We start from the raw sequence: 1,453 nt of genomic DNA, 5'->3' as shown, positions 1-1,453 counted from the left end.
CAATACCGTTCAGTTAAGGATTTCGGATTGTGATCCGGGGAACGTGGGTGGGTTGTGGCCAGTGTGTGTGATGGGACCGTTTGGCTTTCCACTTGAGGACTTTGCGTTTGACCACTCGGGGGTTGGCGCGTGGGCGGCGTGCCGGGTTGAGGCGTTGCAGGAGTTTGGTGATGGCGCACTGCCACAGTCCTGCGGCGGCATCATGGTCGTGAGGGGGGAAATGAGCTGTGCGACAATGATCTTCGAGTGATTCGCAGTGCCGCGACGAACGACATCCTATCCGGGTCGTGCCCGGACTGGATGGCGGCATCGAGCATGAGGGTGCGGATGGCGTAGTGGCAGCACAGATGCCCCCAGATTTCCTGTTGGACCAGGTCGGGAGACTTCGAGCGCAGCACCGCACGTGGCCCGCGCTGATGGGATTTGAGTTCGTCGAAAACGCTCTCGATTTCCCAGCGTTGCGCGTAGGCACTGGCCAGTTCTGTCGCACTGGCCTGGTCGGGGTCGAGAATCGTGGTGAGGAGTCGATACTGCTCGGGATTGTCGCGTCCGTCGTCGATCGTGTAGTCGACGACTCGGACATTCAACGGCGGCGTGCTCGCACGGTTCAGACCCGATGTCGGGACGATGCGGGCGAGCCACGACCCGTCGGCAAGTGTCTGGACATGGCGTGGTCTCAGTGTCGTTTTCACGCGCCACAGCAGGTCGGCGCCGGTTGCGGCGGCTCGACTCCACAGCTTGAATCCGTAGAGACCGCGGTCGGCGAGCACCAGCATTCCCGGTTCGAGCCGACCTGCGAGATCCCGGGCCAACTCGATCTCCGATGTGCTGCACGGTCCGATCGCCGCGTCGAATACCGCGTGGGTGCCGCACTCGGCTACCGCGACCAACCGTGCTTGCGGGAACGCGGACTTCTCACCACGACTCGACGGTGGTCGCCCGAAGAATTCCGCGTTCCCGGGCGTGTCGGGCACGTCCACGCACGTTCCATCGATCGCCACCAATCGTCGACCGGCAAGCCAGGAACCGGGCGTGTCCACGCGGGCAACAGGACGCGCGACGCGGGCGAACAAATCGCGCAACGGTTCATACCCCAACCGTGAACGCGCCTGAAAGATAGCCGATTTCGTCGGTGGCGACCACGACTGCACCCATCCGGTCGTCCACGATAAACCATCCGTGAGCTGCGCGAACACATCCTCATACGAACCCTCCGAATGCAACGCCATCCCGATCGAGAAATACGCCATCACCCGCGCCGGCAACGACCGCTGCCTCTGCTCGGTACGCCCGGCCTCGGCAATCACAGCATCCACCACATCCGGAGGAAAAACCCTGGTCAACAAACCCACCGACACCAAATCCGACAAACGACGACCCGACTCCGGCTTGACCCAACCACTCCGCGGCACCGCCGCACTATACCGCCAAAATCATTAACTGAACGGTATTG

The 1,453-nt window shown here is 62.3% G+C and carries 1 protein-coding gene; it reads right to left on the bottom strand.

Annotated elements, in window-relative coordinates; translation table 11 throughout:
- Positions 1–200: 200 nt before the first annotated feature.
- Positions 201–1,412, bottom strand: a complete 1,212-nt coding sequence (locus tag ON40_RS34485; RefSeq protein WP_040829447.1) for an IS4 family transposase — start codon at positions 1,410–1,412, stop codon at positions 201–203.
- Between the last annotated feature and the right edge of the window lie 41 nt (positions 1,413–1,453).

Origin of the sequence: Nocardia jiangxiensis NBRC 101359 (assembly GCF_000308615.1) — a bacterium.
Lineage (GTDB): Bacteria > Actinomycetota > Actinomycetes > Mycobacteriales > Mycobacteriaceae > Nocardia > Nocardia jiangxiensis.
This window is presented reverse-complemented; position numbering and strand designations above follow the sequence as displayed.